This is a genomic window from Alloactinosynnema sp. L-07 (assembly GCF_900070365.1).
Classification (GTDB): Bacteria; Actinomycetota; Actinomycetes; order Mycobacteriales; family Pseudonocardiaceae; genus Actinokineospora.
Genome location: NZ_LN850107.1, coordinates 3,257,591 through 3,276,327, shown reverse-complemented (window position 1 = coordinate 3,276,327; position 18,737 = coordinate 3,257,591). Strand labels below are relative to the sequence as shown.

The window sequence follows — 18,737 nt, the reverse complement described above, 5'->3', positions numbered from 1 at the left end:
GCTGAGAAGCAGCCAAGAATTCCGTCGACCGGAGGTTCGCCGTGCTCGTCGTCGGGTTCCCGACCGGGGCCTTCCAGGCCAACTGCTTCCTCGTGGCCCCCGCGAACGGTGGCCCGTGCGTGATCATCGACCCTGGTCAGGACGCCGAGGAGCCCATCGCCGACGCCCTGCGCGAGCACAAGCTCTCGCCGGTCGCGGTCCTGCTGACCCACGGGCACCTCGACCACGTCTTCTCCGTCACCCCGGTCTGCGACGGCAACGACGTGCCCGCGTGGATCCACCCCGACGACCGCTACATGCTCAGCGACCCCCTGCGCGGCCTGAGCCGCGAGACGGCGGCCTTCTTCGGCGGCCTGCAGCTGCGCGAGCCCCGCGAGGTCCGCGAGATGACCGACGGCGTGGAACTCGACCTCGCCGGTCTGAAGATGACCGTCGACCACACGCCCGGCCACACCGAGGGCTCCGTGGTGTTCCGCTCGGCCACCGAGGAGGGCGGCCAGCTGCTGTTCGCGGGCGACACCCTGTTCGCGGGCTCGATCGGCCGCACCGACCTGCCCGGCGGCTCCATGGACCGGATGACCGAGTCGCTGCGCACCAAGATCCTCACGCTGGACGACGAGACCGTCGTGCTCCCCGGCCACGGCGGCGCCACCACCATCGGCCGCGAGCGCGTCAGCAACCCGTTCCTGACCGGCATGGTCGACCTCAGTGACCCGTCGTCGGCCCACCGTGGCCGGGGCCGGGGCATCTGAGCATGACCGAGCCGATCGCCACCCCCGAGCCGGAGCGCCTCCCGCTCACCCTGGCCGACACCTCCCGCCGCCGAGGCTGCGCCGCGGCCGCGATCTCCGTGATCCTCGGCGCCGCGGTCGGCGGTGTCGTCGGCCTCATCGGCGGCCGGATCCCTGGTCTGATCACCGCCGCCGTGGTCGCCGGGGTCCTCGGCCTGCTGACCTGGGCCACGGCCCGCCGCAAGATCTGGCTGGCCGGCCATCGCGTGGTCGCCAGGACGATCGGCAGCAAGAGCGTCGACCTCCACGCCGCCGACCGTCTGGAGCTGATCGTCACCGACGTGCGCGGAGTCCGCACCGTCGGCCTGCTCGTCGCCGAGAAGCGCAAGACGATCAACCTGTCCTTGGCGGTCTACTCCGGCACCGGCGGCCGTGAGCTGGGCATCCTCGCGCTGCGGAAGCTCGCCGACGCGCTGGCGGGCAGTTCGAACACCGCGGGCCTGGTGTTCTCCCAGCTGCTCGTCGCTCAACTGCGGGCCGAGGCCAGAGGCGAGGCGGCGCCGGACCGGCCGCTGTTCCAGTTGGCGTCCGTGGCTCCGTCGGGCAAGCTCGCGCAGCGGCTCAAGGCCGAGGCCGTGACGAAGTTCGTCGCCAACCTCCCCTAACGGCCCACGGCGTACCCCTGCATTCCGCGTGGGTTCGCCGCTGCCCGCAGCAGCCCCCGATCCCGGCCGACCGCGCACATCCGCCCCAGCGACCACGGGCCCGCGTCGACCACCAGGTGTCCGCGCCGCCTCAGGTCGTCCAATGCCGTCGCCCCGACGCGTGACTCGACATACGCCTCGCCCGGGTTGGACGCGCGTGGATAGAACGAGCTGGGGAACGCCGTGGAATGCCAAGTCGGCGCGTCGATCGCGGCCTGCAGGTTCAGCCCGCCCAGCATGTGGGCCAGCCAGAAGCACAGCTGCCACTGGTCCTGGCCGTCCCCGCCCGGGGTGCCGAACGCCAACGCGGGTTCGCCGTCGCGCAGTGCCAGGGTCGGGGTGAGCGTGATCCGCGGCCGTTTGCCGCCCGCCAGCGAGTTGGGCAGCCCCTCGGTCAGCCAGAACATCTCGGCGCGGGAGTTCAGACAGAACCCGAGTGCCGGGATGGTCGGCGACGACTGCAGCCAGCCGCCCGACGGGGTCGCGGAGATCATGTTGCCGTGCCGGTCAACGACGTCGACGTGCACGGTGTCGCCCCTGGTCCGGCCGTCGCGGCTGATGACGTGCTCGCCGACCTCGACCGACCGGAGCACCTCGCGCGGGGCGGGCGGCTCTGGCAGCCGGGGGACGCGGCCGCCGGGCGATCCTGGACGCAGCTCAAACGACGCCCTGTCGCCGACCAGCGCTCGCCGTTCATCGGCGTAGGCCGGTGCGAGCAGGCCGTCCAGTGGGACCTCGGTGTCGCCGTACCAGGCCTCCCGGTCGGCGAACGCGAGCTTGGCGCATTCCAGGACAGTGTGGACGGTCGCCGCCGTGGGTATTCCATCCACATAGGACAGATCGAACCCGTCGAGCAGGCGGAGCTGTTGCAGGAGAACAGGTCCTTGGGTCCACGGGCCGCACTTCGCCACGGTCCACTCGCCCTGGTCGATCGAGACCGCGTCCTCGTAGGTCGCCGACCACCCCGCCAGGTCCTGGCCGGTCAGCAGGCCCGCGTGCGCACGGCCCGAGCTGTCGCGGACCGCCGTGCGGCAGAACGCGTCGATCGCCTCGGCCACGAAACCCTGCGACCACGCGGCTCGGGCGGCATCGATGCGCGCCTCCCTGGTCGGCCCCACCGCCTCGCTCAGCAGCCGCTCCCAGGTGCCCGCGAGGACAGGGTTGGCATGACGGTCGCCGGTCACGCCGAGCCAGTGCGCGGAGGTCGGCCAGTGGTCGGTGAACAGCTCCCGCACCTGGTCGATGACCGCGCGGATGTTCGGCACCAGGGGGAACCCGTCGCGGGCGTAGGAGATCGCGTACCGGAGCACGTCGGGCAGTTCCTTCGTGCCGTGGTCGCGCAGCAGCAGGAGCCACGCGTCCCACGAGCCCGGCACGGTCGCGGCGAGCAGGCCGGTGCCCGGGACCAGGTCGAGCCCGAGGTCGCGGTAGCGCTGGACGCTCGCGGCGGCGGGCGCGACGCCTTGGCCGCAGAGCACGCGCGGGGTCGGGTCGGCGGCCGTGGTGAACAGCGCGGGCACCTCGCCGCCAGGGCCGTTCAGGTGCGGTTCGACCACCTGCAGCACGAATCCGGTGGCGACGGCCGCGTCGAATGCGTTGCCGCCGTCCTCCAGCACCGCCATCCCCGCAGCCGAGGCCAGCCAGTGCGTCGAGGACACCATCCCGAACGTGCCGACCAGCTCCGGGCGAGTGGTGAAGCGCATCTCTACTCCTCGTGGATCGCCACCCAGGCGGCGATCGCGGTGGTGACGGGGACGGCGGCGACCAGCCCGATGCTGCCGACCAGTGTCCGCACGATTTCCTGGGCGATCGACTGCGAGCCCAGGATCGTGCCCAGGCCGACCCCCGAGATCGACGAGTAGAGCAACACCGGCAGCGCGGCGCCCGCGTAGGCCATGACCAGCGTGTTCACCGCCGACGACACGTGGTCGCGGCCGATGCGCCCGCCCGCGGCGTAGAGCTCGCGGAAGCCCAGCGCCGGATTCGCCGCGCGCAGTTCCCAGACCGCGCTCGTCTGGGTGATCGTGACGTCGTCGAGGACACCGAGCGCGCCGATGACGATGCCCGCGAGCAGCAGGCCGCGGGTGTCGATCGGGGTGCCGAGCGAACCGACGAGGTTCGCGGTCTCCTCGTCCAGTCCGGTCAGCTTGGCCGCCGCCGCGAACGCCGCGCTGAGTACTCCGATGAGCGCCAGGCTGACCATCGTGCCCAGGACCGCGGTCGTCGTCCGCGCGGACAGCCCATGGGTCAGATAGAGCACCACGAACATGATCACGCCCGCGCCCGCGACGGCCACGAGCAACGGGTTCTCCCCGCGCAGGATGGCCGGGAGGATGAACAGCAGCAGCACCGCGAACGTCGCGCCGAGCGACACGAGCGCCTTGAGGCCCTGCCAGCGGCCCAGCGCCAGCACCGCGGCGGCGAACAGCGCGGCCAGCACCGCCAGCGGCACGCCCCGCTGGAAGTCCACGAGCTGGTAGGAGCCGCCGCTGAGCGGGTCGCCGCCGCTGTAGGCGAGCACCACGTCGTCGCCGACGGCGAAGCGCGGGGTGCTGGGCTCCACGGGGACGGTGGTGCGGATGTCGCTGCCCGCGGCCTTCCCGTCGGACATCAGCACGGTGACGATCAGGCACTGCTTGTCGTCGCCGCCCTCACCGCAGGGACCGGCCTGCGCGGCGGTGACGGACCCGAGGACGGGCTGTTGGCCTACGTCGGCCGGACCGTCGCCGGTGGGGAAGAGCAGCGCGACCCCCGCGACCGCGGCGAGCGCGAACGGCGCCACCAGGGCGATGAGCAGCTTGCGCACCCGCGCGGAGACCGGGGTGGCGGGCCCGTGGCCGTGCCCATGTCCGTGCCCTGATCCAGGGGAAGGTTCCGCGGCGGCCGGGACCCGCGGGATCGGCTGCGTGTCCCAGTCATCCACCGCGCAATCCTATGGACCGCGCGCCGTCACCCGGCCAGGACTCGCCCGGCGATCCACGCGATGTCGTCGGCGGTCTGCGCTGGTGTCGCCGAGGGCTGCATGACGTGGCTGAGGACGAGCCGCACGACCATGTCGATCACCACTTCGAGTTCGTGTTCATCGAGCGCCAGGTCGAATGGCCGCAGCCGGTCGGCCACCACGGCCTTCGCGGTGCTCAGCAGCGACCCGGCGTGGGTGGTCAGCAGCGGCAGCAGTTCGGTGTCGGCACCGTGGGTGGCCGAGACGACGGCGTGCAGCAAGGTGTTGCCCTGGGCCAGCTCCAGCGCGCCGCGCACGGCCTCGGTGATCGCGGGGATGAGGTCGCCGGGATGGTGTTCGAACGCCTTGTCGACCACCGCGAGGAACCGGGCCAGCTCGTCGAGCACCATGGCCTCGGCGAGGGCGGGCTTGGAGCCGATCTCGTTGTAGACGGTCTGGCGGCTCACCCCGACGATCTCGGCCAGCCGCGACATCGTCACCGACGCCCACCCCGACGTCACGGTCAGCTCAGCCGCCGCGGCGATGATGCGCTGCCGGTGCGGGCCCACCTCGTCCGAACCGACCGCCGTCATGACTGCCACCTTAGATAGCTGTAATCACGCCACTCCCACCCGCTTGGCCGCGGTGACGTTTCGGGTGCGTGAACGCGCCGACGAAGTCTGGCGTGTTCACGTGCCCGAAACGTCACCTTGAGGCGGCCAAGCGCGCGTCCCCGAAGGGGGCGCCAAAGGGGCCGCCAAAGGCAAAAAGTCCACTTTGTCGCGCACGCCGCAGTCGGGACAGGACCAGGTGTCCGGGACCGTGCTCCACGGCGTCCCGGCCGGGAAGCCTTCGCGTGGGTCGCCCACCGTCTCGTCGTAGACGTAGCCGCAGCCGGGGCACTCGCCCGCGTGGCAGGCGGCCACCTCGGTCACCCGGGAGACGCGCGGGTCGGCGGGCTCGGCGCGGTGGGCGGGGGCGTCGTACTCGGCCAGGATCCTGGCCCGCTTGCGCGGGGAGATGTTGGCCCGGCTCATGTCGCCGTCGAAGTGCGACAGCACGCGGTAGTCCATCACCCGGCGCCACAGCGGTGGGATCAGCGCCAGCACGATCATGCCCGCGTACCCGGTCGGCAGCACCGGCGACTCCTCGAAGTCGCGCAGCGTCTGGTAGCGGCGGGTCGGGTTGGCGTGGTGGTCGCTGTGCCGCTGCAGGTGGTAGAGCAGCACGTTGGTGGCGATGTTGTTGGAGTTCCAGCTGTGGCTGGGCTGCACCCGCTGGTAGCGGCGCTTGTCGGGGTCGCCGACCTTCTGGCGCAGCATGCCGTAGTGCTCCATGTAGTTGACGACCTCGAGCAGCGAGAAGCCGACAACGGCCTGGATCACCAGGTACGGCAGGATCTCGACGCCGAACGCGATGGTCATGCCGGTCCACAGCACCGCCGACATCAGCCAGGCGTTGAGGACGTCGTTGCCGATCCGGAACGGGTGCTGGTCGCGGCGGGCGTAGCGCTTCTCCTCCAGCCGCCACGCGCTCTTGAGCGAGCCGATGACGGTGCGCGGCCAGAACTGGTAGAAGTTCTCGCCCACCCGGCTGCTGGCCGGGTCCTCCGGGGTGGCGACGCGGACGTGGTGGCCGCGGTTGTGCTCGATGTAGAAGTGGCCGTAGAAGCTCTGGGCCAGCGCCACCTTGGACAGCCAGCGCTCGTGGCTCTCCTTCTTGTGGCCCAGCTCGTGCGCGGTGTTGATCCCGATGCCGCCGATACAGCCGATCGAGATCGCCAGGCCGATCTTGGCGAACGTCGACATCTCCGTCGTGCCGATCATCCAGAACGCGGCGATGAAGCCCGCGTACTGGATCGGCAGGAACGCGTAGGTGATCCAGCGGTAGTACTTGTCGTTCTCCAGCGTCTCGAGCATGTCGTCGGGCGGGTTGGTCCGGTCGAGGCCCGCGATCAGGTCGATGGCGGGGACGACGCCCAGGATCACCACGGGGCCCAGCCACAGCCAGATGGCCCAGTCGGTGGCGAAGTACAGGCCGATCGCCACGAAGGCCAGCGAGGGCACCACCAGGCCGATCAGCCACAGGTAGCGCTTGCCGTCCCGCCACGCCTCGGTGGAGCCCCGCGGGATGGTTCCTGACGTCTCCGTCGACATGGTCCTCGCCTCCCGGCTGTCGTTGACAAAACCATAAGGTTTGTAAACAGCGTTTGACAAGAGGGAGACTTTTGTAAAGGGCGAAGGTGAATTCGCTTCGGATCGCCGCGTCGCACGCGCGGACCGCCCGCCGGAGTCGGTGCTCGTGGTGGGCGCGCACGCGTCGGCGTAGAGGCCGTCTCCGTTCGTTGACACCGGTTCGAACATGTGTTCGACTGGTGTCGTGCGATGGGACGGGCAGTTGGCGGCGGGTGGTGAGCAGGCACTGCCTGGTCTGCCCGGACTGGTGCGCAGCGTACGTACCCCGGAGTTCTCGGGCATGGTCTTTCACGAGGTGCTCGCCAAGTCCGTGCTCAACAAGGTGGCGGGCGGCTCGTCGCTGCCGTTCGGCTGGACGGTCAACCCGTATCGGGGCTGCTCCCACGCGTGCAGCTACTGCCTGCACGGCGACACTCCGATCCTCATGGCGGACGGCACCACCAAGCCGATCTCCGCGCTGCGCGTCGGCGACCGGGTCTACGGCACCGAGCGTCGCGGCAGCTACCGGCACTACGTGACGACGGAGGTGCGTGACCATTGGTCCACCGTCAAACCCGCCTACCGCGTCACGCTCGAGGACGGCACCGTCCTCATCGCCAGCGGCGACCACCGCTTCCTCACCGAGCGCGGCTGGAAACACGTCACCGGGGCGGTGGCGGGCCCGGACCGCAGGCCACACCTCACCGTCGGCAACAAGCTGATGGGCACGGGAAAGTTCGCCCCGCCGCCCAAGGACACCGCCGAGTACCGCCGGGGCTATCTGTGCGGCGTCGCCAGGGGCGACGGTGGCGCCGCGCCCGCCGAGCAGGTCCAGGCCAGGGTCTCGGCCTATCTGCTCGACGACCTCGGCCTGAGCCTGCCGGTCGAGTGGCCGGACACGCCAACCGACGAGTGGCGCAAAGGCTTGCTCGCGGGCGTGTTCGACACCGACGGCGGCTACGCCCACCGCATCGTCCGCTTCGCCAACCTGAGCGAGCGCACGGCCACGGCGGTCCTGGAAGCCTTGGCGCGCTTCGGCTTCCAGTCAGCGGTGGAGGAACGGAGGGTCCCCGGCGGGCGGTGCTGCGTGCGCGTCGACGGTGGCCTGGCCGAACACCTGCGGCTGTTCCACACGGTGGGTCCCGCCGTCACCGCCAAGCGCACGATCACCGACGCGGCGATCAAGTCGGCGGCGCGGCTGGGCGTGCTGGAGATCCGCCCGTTGGGCCTGTCGCTGCCGCTGTTCGACATCACCACCGGCACCGGCGACTTCATCGCCAACGGCGTGGTGAGCCACAACTGCTTCGCCCGCAATACCCACACCTACCTGGATCTCGACGCGGGCCACGACTTCGACAGCCAGATCGTGGTCAAGGTCAACGCCCCGGAGGTCCTCGCCCGCCAGCTGCGCGCGAAGAGCTGGACCCGCGAACACGTCGCGATGGGCACCAACACCGACCCATACCAGCGCGCCGAGGGCCGCTACCAGCTGATGCCGGGCATCATCCGCGCGCTGGCCGACTCCGGCACCCCGTTCTCCATCCTGACCAAGGGCACGGTCCTGTTCCGCGACCTGCCGCTGCTCACCTCGGTCAGCGCGGACGTCCCCGTCGGGCTGGGCGTCTCCATCGCCCTGCTCGACCGCGATGTCCAGCGCCGCCTGGAGCCGGGCACGGCCAGCCCGCAGGCGCGGCTGGAACTGGTCCGCCGGGCCAGGGAGGCGGGCCTGCCCTGCGCGGTCATGGTCGCCCCGGTCCTGCCCGGCCTCACCGACTCCCGCGAACAACTCGACGCGCTGCTCGCCCAGATCGCCCGGGCGGGCGCGACCGGGGTGACAGTGCTGCCCTTGCACCTGAGACCAGGCGCGAGGGAGTGGTTCGCCGCCTGGCTCGCGCGCGACCACCCCGCGCTGGTCCCGCTCTATCGCCGGATCTACGGCACCGGAACCAACGCCGACATCCGCTACCGACGCGCGTTGGGCACCCGGGTCGGGCCCTTGTTGCGCAGACACGGATTCGCCGGGCCCGACATTCCCGAACCACGATGGCCGCGCGGCAGCCTTCCCCACGGCGCACCGGATGTGCCCGTTGCGCAGGACCAGTTGACATTGCTCTAAACGCCGAATTGGCCGGAATCCGTACCCATACCTGTCGAAATACGGATTGTTTGGCGGTCGCGCGCCCGTGAAGGTGATCTCTTCCGTGTGAGGAGATCCGTGTTCGAGTCCCGTGTCCGCTCGGGCGACTTCGCCGTGTCCGCCGAGCCGCTGTCGGTGCGCTTGGGCGCCGACAACGACGCCACCGTGGTGGTCCGCACCCGCTGCGGCGCGCGGCCGCAGTCGGTGGCGATGTCGGTGTCCGGCCTGCCGTCCGGTGTCGCCGCCCGCTTCGACCAGCCGTTGCTGACCGCGGGCGGGGTGACACGGTTGTCGCTGGCGTGCGCGGACCGCGCCTTCAGGGGAATCCACCCGGTCACAGTCACCGCGACCAACCCCGCGGGCGAGATCGCCAGTGGCTACTTCTCGCTGACCGTCGATCCCCGCGAAGACCAGGCAGGTGCGGCAAGGGTGTGGCTCAACCCGACGATCGAGACCGCCCAAGCCGGGTTCCTCGCCCAGACCAGAGTGACCGTCACCGGTGGCGGGGCGGTCCGGCTCGGCATCCGCGGCGAACCGCCCGGCGCGCGGGCGACGTTCAGCCCCACGGTGGTCTATGAGGGCGGGCAGGCGATCGTCTGGATCTTCACCGCACCGGACACCCCGCCGGGCCGGTACCCGGTGACGATCACGGCGACGGACGCCCGCGGCCGGGCGGGCGCGGCGGTCTTCACCCTGGCGGTGAACCGCTGGAAAGACTGAGCGGGTCGAGGGGAATCCCCTCGACCCGCTCAGTCGAAACCACTAGCTAGGCCATTCCCAGCGCACGCACAGGATTCCCGGACCGAAGTCCAGTGCCACCGTGTGCGCCTTGCCATCCGGCGAGATCTCCAGCTTGCGCCGGTTGGTCATCTGCTCCTCACCGTCCACTGTGTACTGCTCCAGATACGCGGGCAGTGCCAGCGGGTCGAAGCGCAGTTCGAGGACGAACTCGCGCACCGGCGTGGTGAACTTTCGGCAGTAGCTGTCGTCGCCGCGCGAGTACGGCGGGCCGGGGTGGCGCAGTTCGTAGTCCACGATGGCCGTCTCGCCCCGGCTCAGCGGCTGGGCGAGCAGGAACTCCGCGGCCACCAGACCCGCACCCGCGTCGTGCGCGGAGCGGCCCAGCGTGCAGTTCTCCCCAGCCACGATGGTCGGGAACGGGCGACCCGGACGTTCCAGGTCGTACACCATCACCGTCCGGTCCGCGCCATCGTGCTCGGCGCGGAAGACCTGGCGGATGTGGATGGACTTCTCGCCGCGGTCGGCGGCGATGACCATCCGGTCGTGCTGGCTGAGCTTGGTCATGGCCGCGTCGGTGGTGAAGTCGATGCGCTTGAGCAACTGCGAGACGGGCTCGCTGTTGCCCCACAGTGCCTCCACCGTCAACCGTGAGGACTCACGGTTGACCCGGCCGCGCGGCCGCGGCGGGCCGAGCAGTGCGATCAGCGACCCCGTCGGGACACACAGGACGTCCTCCAGGTGCCCGAGCGCCGCCAATGACTCGGCACGCTCCGGCCTGCGTCTTCCCGATTGCCAATAGCTCAGTGCCGTCACGCTGATCGAGACCCCGCGCGCCCTTAACCGGTACTGAATGCGGTCCAGGCTCAGGCCGCTGGCCTGAATGGCTGCTCTCAGCGCGGTCGGAAACGCGTCCGCCGCCATGGAGTCCGGCTCGGCCGTCATCGCATGGCGGACACTCCCGTTCTGGTGAAGTTCACGAACTGGCTCGCGGGTGATACCGCTACCCATGTTCACTCCCTGGGTTACCCCTTACGCCCTGGTGGTCACAGTACGTCTTGGACGACCCATTGGGTAGCGCCAATGTTAATTCGTGGGTAACCAATTCGCTGCCTTCAGTGACTAGATAGCCCGTAGGGACCTATTACTATGCACCCGAATGGTCCAAACTCTTGACACGGATGGCTGACTCCGATGGTCGTCGGCCATCGCGTCACACACTGTGCTAAGGCAGTCAAGTCGCAGGTGGAAACCTGGTCGACAGAAGCCGTGGGCCATTGGCTAGCCTGACCCGTACACCTGCCGTCTGGTCCATGACTCGCCATGACGGCGTCCCAAGATCTGGACAGGAGCACCGCACCCGTGATCCGCACGCACGAGGCCGGAACCCTCCGCGCCGAGCACGCTGGGCAGACCATCACCCTTACCGGCTGGGTGGCCCGCAGGCGCGATCACGGCGGCGTGATCTTCATCGATCTGCGCGACGCCTCCGGCGTTGCCCAGGTCGTCTTCCGCGAGGGTGAGATGGCCGAGCGCGCCCACCGGCTGCGCGCCGAGTTCTGCGTCAAGGTCGTCGGCGAGGTCGCCGCGCGCCCCGATGGCAACGAGAACCCGGAGATCCCGACCGGCGCCATCGAGGTCCTGGTCACCGAGCTCCAGGTGCTCAGCGAGTCCGCCCCGCTGCCCTTCCCGCTGGACGACCACATCACCGTCGGCGAGGAGATCCGCCTGCGTCACCGCTACCTCGACCTGCGCCGCAGCGGCCCGGCCAAGGCGATGCGGATGCGCAGCGAGGCCAACCGGATCGCCCGCACCGTGCTGCACGACGAACGCTTCGTCGAGGTCGAGACCCCGACGCTGACCAAGTCCACCCCCGAGGGCGCGCGCGACTTCCTGGTCCCGGCCCGGCTGGCGCCCGGCTCCTGGTACGCCCTGCCGCAGTCGCCACAGCTGTTCAAGCAGCTGCTCATGGTCGGCGGCCTGGAGCGGTACTACCAGATCGCCCGCTGCTACCGCGACGAAGACTTCCGCGCCGACCGGCAGCCCGAGTTCACCCAGCTCGACATCGAGATGTCCTTCGTCGAGCAGGACGACGTCATCGCCCTCGGCGAGCGCATCATCAGCGCGCTGTGGAAGGAGCTGGCGGACTACGAGATCCCCAAGCCCATCCAGCGCATCCCGTACCTGGAGGCGATGGCGCGCTACGGCAGCGACAAGCCGGACCTGCGTTTCGACCTCGAGCTCACCGAGCTGACCGAGTTCTTCGCCGACACCCCGTTCCGCGTGTTCCAGGCGCCCTACGTCGGCTGCGTGGTCATGCCGGGCGGAGCGGGCCAGCCGCGCAAGCAGCTCGACGCGTGGCAGGAGTGGGCCAAGCAGCGCGGCGCCCGTGGACTCGGATATGTGCTGGTCAACGAGGACGGCACCCTCGGCGGCCCGGTCGCCAAGAACCTGTCCGACGCCGAGCGCGAGGGCCTGGCCAAGGCAGCAGGCGCCGAGCCGGGCGACTGCATCTTCTTCGGCGCGGGCACCAAGTCCGAGGCGCGCGCGTTGCTCGGCGCCGCCCGCCTGGAAATCGGCAAGCGCTGCGGCCTGATCGACGAGTCGGCCTGGTCGTTCGTGTGGGTCGTCGACGCCCCGCTGTTCGAGGAGGCGTCCGCCGCGGTCAACGCGGGTGACGTGGCGGTCGGCTCCGGCCAGTGGACCGCGGTGCACCACGCGTTCACCTCGCCCAACCCGGAGTGGATCGACCGCTTCGAGGAGGACCCGGGCAACGCGCTGGCCTACGCCTACGACATGGTCTGCAACGGCAACGAGATCGGCGGCGGGTCGATCCGTATCCACAACAAGGACGTGCAGAAGCGCGTCTTCAAGCTGATGGGCATCGGCGAGGAGGACGCGCAGGAGAAGTTCGGGTTCCTGCTCGACGCCTTCGCCTACGGCCCGCCGCCGCACGGCGGCATCGCCTACGGCTGGGACCGCATCGTCGGCCTGCTGGCCGGTGAGCCGTCGATCCGCGAGGTCATCGCCTTCCCGAAGTCCGGCGGCGGGTTCGACCCGCTGACCAGCGCACCCGCGCCGATCACCCCGGAGCAGCGCAAGGAGGCGGGGGTCGACGCCAAGCCCGCCGCGAAGGCCGAGCCGAGCGCGTAAATGCTCCATCTGCGGATCGTCAGCCCTCCGGAGTCGACCGCCGACGTGCTCACGCTGCTGCGTGAGCACGTCGGCGCGACCCACTTGGTCCACTTCCCCGGCGCGGCCGTGCAGCCCGCGGGCGACGTGGTCGAGGCCGACGTCGCCCGGGAGGCGACCGACGAGATCCTCGCCGGGCTGTGCGCGATGGGCATCGACCACAGCGGCGGCATCACCCTCGAACAGATCGACACCGCGCTGTCCGACGCCGCCGACCTCGCCGAGGACCGCGCGCCAGGAGACGCCGCCGACGCGGTGGTGTGGGAGGAACTGGTCGCCCGCACCGGCGAGGAGTCCCGGCTCAACGCCACCTACCTGGCCTTCCTCACCATCGCGTGCCTGCTCGCCGCGGTCGGCGTCATCACCGACTCGCCGGTCACGATCGTGGGCGCGATGGTCGTCGGCCCGGAGTTCGGTCCGCTGGCCGCGGTCGCGGTCGGCCTGGTCCGGCGCCGCTTCGATCTGGTGAAGCGGGCGTCGGTGGCACTGGGTCTCGGCTTCCTTATCGCCATCGCGATCACCGCGGGCGGCACCTGGCTGGGCTCGCTGGCCGGGCTGTTCGACGCCAGTGTGATACTCGGCAATCACAACGTCGACTTCGTCTACCAGGTCGGCCCGTGGTCGCTGATCGTCGCCGTCCTGGCGGGCGCGGCCGGGATGCTGTCGATGACGTCGGCCAAGTCCGCGGCGCTCGTCGGCGTGTTCATCTCGGTCACCACCGTGCCCGCGGCGGGCTATATCGCCGTCGCCGCCATCCTCGGCGAATGGCAGCGGGTGCTGGAGTCGGCCGGTCAGCTGCTCGTCAATCTGGTCGGCATCGTGGTGGCCGCGGCCCTCGTGCTTCTGCTGCGTAACAAGAGGGCGGCCACCGACGACGCCCCCCGGCCACTTTCTCTCGGGTGAGTTTCACGGATTGGGAGTACAACACCTCCATTCCGGGTACACCGTTATTTCTTGACAGGCCCCTCCCGCGGGCTCCGCGGTACCACTACGGTCTCGGGGACAACCAAGCCCTGGGTCGGGGACCTACGATCGGGAGTAGGGTCAGAGGAGATGAGTGTGGAGATCACCGCCGACCCACCGGAGGCAGGCACGACCGCGCAGCCATCGGATCCGCGGCCGGAGGTCTTGGCCACCGTTGTCGCGGCGGAGTCGGTGCTGAGCAAGCGGTTCGGGGCGCGCATCCAGCTCGGTGAACCGGAAGACCTCGGCGGGAGCGACCGCTCGATCGTCCTGCGGGTGAAGGTCGCGTCCAGCCCGTTCTCTTTACCGCGCACGCTCGCGGTCAAGCGCTACATCCGCCCCGAGAGCACCACCCCGCACGACAGCTGGATCCGCGAGGCGGTCAGCTACCAGCTGTTCACCGCGCTCACCGCCGAAGACCGGATGTGCCCTGAGCTGTTCGCCCACGACAGCGACTCCCGCCTGCTGGTGATGGAGGACTTGGGCCGCGCGCCCACCCTGGCGGGCAAGCTGCACGGCTCCGACGCCCGCGCCGCCGAGGGCGCGCTGCTGTCCTGGGCCCGCTCGCTGGGCCGCCTGCACGCCACCACCGCGGGCCGTGAGGCCGACTTCGACGCACTGCTGCGTCGGCTGAGCCCACCCAGCGCCAAGGACCCACTGTCCGAACACGGCCCCACCGCGGTCGCCGCCCTGCCCGCGCTGCTGGCCGCCGAGTTCGGCGTCGCCACCTCGACCGACGCCGCCGACCACGCCCAGTCGACCCTGGCCATGCTCGACGCGACCCGACACCGCGCGTTCAGCCCGTCGGACTCGTGCCCGGACAACAACCTGATCACCAGCCGCGGCGTCCGGTTCCTCGACTTCGAGGGCGGCTGCGTCCGAAACATCATGTTCGACGCCGCTTACCTGACCGTGCCGTTCCCCTCCTGCTGGTGCGCCTACGGCCTGCCCCCCGGTATGACCGACGCGATGCTCGCGGCTTGGCGAGCCGAGGTCCGCGTCATGTGGGCCGACCTGGACGACGACGCGGTCCTGCTGCCGCGCCTGCTGGACGCCCAGGTGTTCTGGGTGTGGCTGACCACCTGGCAGTACCTGACCGTCCCCGACATCGAACAACTTGGCTCCGGCGGCGCGGTGGACACACCCCACCAGAGCGACGTACTGGTCGCCCGCTGGGCGGACCTGGCCAAAGCCGCCCGACGCGCCAAGGTCGAGGTGGTGGCCGAACACGCCGACGCCGTAGTCGCGGCCATGAAACGCGAGTTCGGATCGCGATCGCTGGCCCTGTACCCGGCGTTCCAATGACACTGGAGTCACGGCCAAGGAACGCGAATTCGGCTCCCAGTCCCGTGGCCTGTACCCCGGCGTTCCAATGACACCTTCGTGGGTCCGCGTTCGTCAGTGCTCCACCTGGTGTTCCTGTCGATCTTGACGCGCGTCCCCTGGCACCGATTCTTCGCTGACGTGTCCCTCGACGGACACCCTGATCTCACCCGATCGGCGCTGGCGGGCTCGATCGTTTAGCCCGTGACAGCGGTGGCGTATACCTCGGCCTGGACGGCGACGCGGCTCGCCGTGCTTGGGGATTCGACGACATTCGGTGTGGGGGATCCGCTGGCCAGGGGTGGCTGGCGCGGGGTGGGTCCACTGCTGGCGAACGCGCTCGACGCCGAGATCGACAACTTCTCCTTCACCGGCGCCCGGATCGGGTGTGTGCGGGAGCGGCAGCTCGCCCCCGCGCTGCTCGCGCGGCCGGACGCGGTGATCCTGATCGCGGGGATGAACGACACTCTTCGGTCCGACTTCGACCCCGACCAGATCCAGGCCGACCTGATGCACATTGTCACCACGCTCAACGCACAGGGCGCGGTGGTGCTCCTGGCCCGCTACCACGACCACGCCCGGGTCTTCCGCATCCCCGGTCCGCTGCGGCGCGCGCTGCAGGCCAGGATCACCCGGCTCAACCAGGTCATCGATGACGTCGTCGCCGCGACCGGGGCACCATGTCTCGACCTCGACCGGCTGCCCGGCGCCTACGAGACCAGTTCGTGGGCCGTCGACCGCCTGCACCCGTCGGAGCTGGGCCACCGGATGCTCGCCACCGGCTTCGCCGACCTGCTCGCGGGGACCGGCTGCGCGGTGCCGAACCCGGTGAGCATGGTGTGCGAGGGCGGCAGGCCCGCCAACAAGGCCGAGCACATCGCGTGGCTGATCATCAAGGGGATTCCGTGGCTGTGGCGGCGGGGGCGCGACCTGGTGCCCTATGCCATCGGCATCATCATCCGGTCCATGTTCGACGGTGATCGGCAGGCGCCCGCAGCCGTCCCCGCCCCGGTTCCGGCGGAGGCCGTGGTCCATCCGTAGGGTGCTGGGCATGGCACTGGTTGATCGCGTCCTGCTCGGCCCCGGCCCATCGAACCCGTATCCGGAGGCCACCGCCGCGCTGGCCGCCCCGCTGCTCGGTCACCTCGATCCCGAGTTCCTGCGGGTGCTCGACGAGACCTGCGCGCGGCTGCGGACGGTGTGGGCCACGGAGAACGCCCGTACGCTCCCGCTGTCCGGCACCGGCTCGATCGGCATGGAGGCCGCGTTCGCCAACTTCGTCCGGCCCGGTGACACCGTCGTCGTCGGCGTCAACGGGCTGTTCGGCGAGCGGATGGTCGACGTCGCGGGTCGGTATGGGGCCGAGGTCGTGCGGGTCGACCACGAGTGGGGGCAGCCCATCGACGTCGAGCGGATGCTCGCCGCGCACCCGGCGCCGAAGCTGGTCGGCGCGGTGCACGCCGAGACGTCCACCGGGGTGCGCAGCGACATCGCCGCGCTCGCCGAGGCCGTGCACGCCCGCGACGACCACGCGCTGGTCCTCGCCGACTGTGTCACCTCGCTCGCCGGGATCGTGGTCGAGATCGACGCCTGGGGCGTGGACATCGCCTACTCCGGCTCCCAGAAGTGTCTCGGTGTCGCGCCAGGTCTCGCGCCGTTCACCGTGTCCCCGCGCGCGTGGGAGCGGCGCACCGAACACCCGCCGACCTGGTATCTCGACCTGAACCTCATCGGCGCCTATGTCAACACCACAGCTGGTTCAGGCGGCCGGACCTACCACCACACCGCCCCAGTGGCCATGATCGCCTCGCTGCACGCCGCGCTCGGCCGGGTGCTCGACGAAGGGCTCGACGCGGTCTGGGAGCGGCACCGGGCGGTCGGGCAGCGACTCCAGGATGGCCTGGTCGACCTGGGCCTTGACCTGTTCGCCGCCGAGGGCCACCGGCTCCCGGAACTCACGACGGTCCGCGTGCCCGACGGCGTCGACTCGGCCAAGGTCCGGTCGATCCTCCTCAACGAGTACAACATCGAAATAGGCGCGGGTGCGGGCGCGTTCGCCACTAGCGTGTGGCGGATCGGGCTCATGGGGCACAACGCCCGGCTCGACCGCGTCGAACTCGTCCTGAGCGCCCTGGCGAGGGTGCTCGGCCGATAAGGAGAACCCTCATGCGCGCGACAGTGCTCCACGGTGCCAAGGACGTCCGGCTCACCGACGTCGCCGACCCGCGCCTGCGCCACCCGACCGACGCGGTGGTGCGCGTCGTGGCGGCCTGCGTGTGCGGGTCGGATTTGTGGCCGTACCGGGGGATCGCCCCGACCGAGCGGCCCCGGCGCATCGGGCACGAGTTCGTCGGGATCGTCGAGGAGGTCGGCGCCGAGGTTCGGACGGTCAAGGCAGGCGATTTCGTCATCGCCCCGTTCGCGGTCAGCGACGGCGACTGCGTGCACTGCCGCAATGGCGTCCACACCTCGTGCGTGCGCGGCGGCTACTGGGGCGGCACGTCGGCCGACGGCGAGGCCATCGACGGCGCCCAGGCCGAGTACGTCGTGGCCCCGTTCGCCGACGGAACCCTGGTCGCCACGGCCGAGGTGCCCGACGCCGCCATGATCCCGAGCCTGCTGTCGCTGTCGGACGTGATGGGCACCGGCCACCACGCCGCCCGCGCCGCCGGGGTCGGCCCGGGTAGCACAGTCGCGGTCGTCGGCGACGGCGCGGTCGGCCTGTGCGCGACGCTGGCGGCTTCCCGGCTCGGCGCCGAGCGGATCATCGTCATGTCCCGCCACGACGCCCGCCAGCGCGTCGCCCGGCGGTTCGGCGCCACCGACATCGTCACCGAACGCGGCGACGAAGGCGCCGCCCGGGTCAAGGATCTGCTTGGCGGCATCGGCGCGGACGCGGTGCTGGAGTGCGTCGGCACCAAGGAGTCCATGCAGCAGTCGCTCGACTCGACCCGCCCCGGCGGCCGGGTCGGCTATGTCGGCGTCCCCGCGGGCGGACCGGAACTCCCCGTGTCGCAGATATTCAGAAGCAACATCGGCGTCGCCGGGGGAGTGGCCCCGGTCCGCGCGTACATCGAGGAACTGCTCGCCGACGTGCTGTCCGGCAAGATCAACCCGGGGTTGGTCTTCGACGCCGAGTATCCGTTGGCCGAGGTCGCGGGCGCCTATGCCGCGATGGACGCCCGCGAGGTGATCAAGCCGCTGCTGCGGCCGTGACCTACCGGCCCAGGTAGCGCAGCAGGCGCACGGTCGTCGTGTCCTCTTCGGTTGTGGCGCCCGCTTCGGCGTAGGCGCCCCACTGACGCAGCGGCTCGACGATCTCCTGGGCGACGGCCAGCAGGAACGCCGACAGGTCCTCGGTCAGCGGGGAGGGCTGCCCGGTGGCGGTCGCGATGTCCCACGCGTGCACGGCCGCGTCGAGCGCGCAGGCGCCCGCGGCGATGGTGACCGGCAGCTCGCCCTGGGGCAGGGGGGTCGCGGCGGTGTCGGCGGTGTGGCGGGCCCACGCGTCGGCGGTGCGCACGATCGCGGCGCGGACCAGGGCTTCCGGGCTGCCGTCGATCGTCCCGGAGGGGGCGAACGGGTCGTAGTCGGGGCCGTCGCCCGCGCCGAGCGTGGCCGCGTAGGCGAGCTGGTCGCCAGCGGCGTGCTGCACGACCTGCGTGACCGTCCACTGCGAACACGGCGTCGGCGCGTCCCACTGGTCGTCCCGGACCGCCGCGACCACCGACTCGAGCGCCTGGTGGGAGGCCGCCAGCGCCGCGCGCCAGGTGAGCTGCTGGGTCGTGTTGTTCGCCATGTCGGTGCCCTTCTTCGTTCCTTCTGTTAGTTCAA

Annotated in this window: 16 protein-coding genes; 10 read left to right on the top strand and 6 right to left on the bottom strand. The window is 70.6% G+C overall.

Annotated features, from left to right (window positions below; genetic code table 11):
• The first annotated feature begins 41 nt into the window (after positions 1 to 41).
• The gene (locus BN1701_RS14490; protein ID WP_054049174.1) at positions 42 to 752 is read left to right on the top strand and encodes an MBL fold metallo-hydrolase; all 711 of its coding nucleotides are present in this window, start codon (positions 42 to 44) and stop codon (positions 750 to 752) included.
• A gap of 2 nt (positions 753 to 754) precedes the next feature.
• Positions 755 to 1,396: a hypothetical protein gene (locus tag BN1701_RS14485; RefSeq protein ID WP_157367980.1), complete on the top strand. Its 642-nt coding sequence runs from the start codon at positions 755 to 757 to the stop codon at positions 1,394 to 1,396.
• Here the strand turns inward: BN1701_RS14485 and BN1701_RS14480 are convergent.
• The 4 genes from BN1701_RS14480 to BN1701_RS14465 all read right to left on the bottom strand — a co-directional run bounded on the left by BN1701_RS14480 (position 1,393) and on the right by BN1701_RS14465 (position 6,532).
• Positions 1,393 to 3,138, bottom strand: coding sequence for a gamma-glutamyltransferase family protein (locus BN1701_RS14480; RefSeq protein WP_054049169.1), 1,746 nt, complete (start codon positions 3,136 to 3,138; stop codon positions 1,393 to 1,395). The two genes, BN1701_RS14485 and BN1701_RS14480, sit on opposite strands and share 4 nt — an antisense overlap.
• Positions 3,139 to 3,140: 2 nt before the next feature.
• The gene (locus BN1701_RS14475) at positions 3,141 to 4,358 is read right to left on the bottom strand and encodes a YibE/F family protein (RefSeq protein ID WP_172803250.1); all 1,218 of its coding nucleotides are present in this window, start codon (positions 4,356 to 4,358) and stop codon (positions 3,141 to 3,143) included.
• A gap of 26 nt (positions 4,359 to 4,384) precedes the next feature.
• Positions 4,385 to 4,969 carry a TetR/AcrR family transcriptional regulator gene (locus tag BN1701_RS14470; protein WP_157367979.1) on the bottom strand — a complete coding sequence of 195 codons (585 nt, stop codon included), beginning with the start codon at positions 4,967 to 4,969 and terminating at the stop codon, positions 4,385 to 4,387.
• 96 nt (positions 4,970 to 5,065) lie between these two features.
• Complete coding sequence (locus BN1701_RS14465; protein WP_054049163.1) at positions 5,066 to 6,532, bottom strand: fatty acid desaturase; 1,467 nt, start codon at positions 6,530 to 6,532, stop codon at positions 5,066 to 5,068.
• Between the two features lie 223 nt (positions 6,533 to 6,755).
• On the opposite strand from BN1701_RS14465, the gene BN1701_RS14460 reads away from it, so the two are divergent.
• Together BN1701_RS14460 and BN1701_RS14455 are read left to right on the top strand one after the other, a co-directional pair.
• On the top strand, positions 6,756 to 8,666 hold the full coding sequence (locus BN1701_RS14460; protein ID WP_231949603.1) for an intein-containing Rv2578c family radical SAM protein: 1,911 nt from the start codon (positions 6,756 to 6,758) through the stop codon (positions 8,664 to 8,666).
• A gap of 99 nt (positions 8,667 to 8,765) precedes the next feature.
• A complete protein-coding gene (locus BN1701_RS14455; RefSeq protein ID WP_054049159.1) occupies positions 8,766 to 9,407 on the top strand; it encodes a hypothetical protein in 642 nt (213 codons plus the stop codon).
• A 42-nt stretch (positions 9,408 to 9,449) separates the two neighbouring features.
• On the opposite strand, the gene BN1701_RS14450 is transcribed toward BN1701_RS14455, so the two are convergent.
• Positions 9,450 to 10,436, bottom strand: coding sequence for a hypothetical protein (locus tag BN1701_RS14450; protein ID WP_231949602.1), 987 nt, complete (start codon positions 10,434 to 10,436; stop codon positions 9,450 to 9,452).
• A gap of 351 nt (positions 10,437 to 10,787) precedes the next feature.
• On the opposite strand from BN1701_RS14450, the gene aspS reads away from it, so the two are divergent.
• The 6 genes from aspS (at position 10,788) to BN1701_RS14420 (ending at position 18,119) form a co-directional block, all read left to right on the top strand.
• The gene (gene aspS / locus BN1701_RS14445) at positions 10,788 to 12,578 is read left to right on the top strand and encodes an aspartate--tRNA ligase (protein WP_054049156.1); all 1,791 of its coding nucleotides are present in this window, start codon (positions 10,788 to 10,790) and stop codon (positions 12,576 to 12,578) included.
• Positions 12,579 to 13,520, top strand: coding sequence for a DUF389 domain-containing protein (locus tag BN1701_RS14440; protein WP_054049154.1), 942 nt, complete (start codon positions 12,579 to 12,581; stop codon positions 13,518 to 13,520).
• Positions 13,521 to 13,670: 150 nt separating this feature from the next.
• The gene (locus BN1701_RS14435; protein WP_054049152.1) at positions 13,671 to 14,885 is read left to right on the top strand and encodes a hypothetical protein; all 1,215 of its coding nucleotides are present in this window, start codon (positions 13,671 to 13,673) and stop codon (positions 14,883 to 14,885) included.
• Between the two features lie 222 nt (positions 14,886 to 15,107).
• Positions 15,108 to 15,944, top strand: a complete 837-nt coding sequence (locus tag BN1701_RS14430) for an SGNH/GDSL hydrolase family protein (RefSeq protein ID WP_082859854.1) — start codon at positions 15,108 to 15,110, stop codon at positions 15,942 to 15,944.
• Positions 15,945 to 15,954: 10 nt separating this feature from the next.
• Entirely contained in the window at positions 15,955 to 17,058 is a 1,104-nt protein-coding gene (locus BN1701_RS14425) for an alanine--glyoxylate aminotransferase family protein (RefSeq protein WP_054055860.1), read from the top strand.
• 11 nt (positions 17,059 to 17,069) lie between these two features.
• Positions 17,070 to 18,119 (top strand): zinc-dependent alcohol dehydrogenase family protein, encoded by a 1,050-nt coding sequence (locus tag BN1701_RS14420; RefSeq protein WP_054049150.1) that lies wholly within the window; start codon positions 17,070 to 17,072, stop codon positions 18,117 to 18,119.
• Position 18,120: 1 nt separating this feature from the next.
• Here BN1701_RS14420 and BN1701_RS14415 read toward each other — a convergent pair whose 3' ends face one another.
• Positions 18,121 to 18,702: a TIGR03086 family metal-binding protein gene (locus BN1701_RS14415; protein ID WP_054049148.1), complete on the bottom strand. Its 582-nt coding sequence runs from the start codon at positions 18,700 to 18,702 to the stop codon at positions 18,121 to 18,123.
• Positions 18,703 to 18,737: the final 35 nt, after the last annotated feature.